Here is a 280-nt window from a genome sequence, read left to right as displayed (position 1 = left end):
GTGGCGTCCCCAAGGGGATTCGAACCCCTGTTACCGCCGTGAAAGGGCGGTGTCCTAGGCCTCTAGACGATGGGGACACATAATGTGTCACTAGGACATTAAATGATAGTTTGACTCATATCGGAGTTAAGGTTACTAAAATAACATGTAAGTACTCGAGACCAACATATTTATTCTCTTGGCAATTGCTCACTTACTAAGAGTAAGTGGCGTCCCCAAGGGGATTCGAACCCCTGTTACCGCCGTGAAAGGGCGGTGTCCTAGGCCTCTAGACGATGGG

The 280-nt window shown here is 49.3% G+C and carries 1 tRNA gene; it reads right to left on the bottom strand.

What is annotated here, in order from left to right:
- Position 1 precedes the first annotated feature (1 nt).
- Positions 2-77, bottom strand: a tRNA-Glu gene (locus HUS61_RS21435).
- Positions 78-280: the final 203 nt, after the last annotated feature.

This window comes from Pseudoalteromonas sp. 0802 (assembly GCF_013350085.1).
Classification (GTDB): Bacteria; Pseudomonadota; Gammaproteobacteria; order Enterobacterales; family Alteromonadaceae; genus Pseudoalteromonas.
This window is presented reverse-complemented; position numbering and strand designations above follow the sequence as displayed.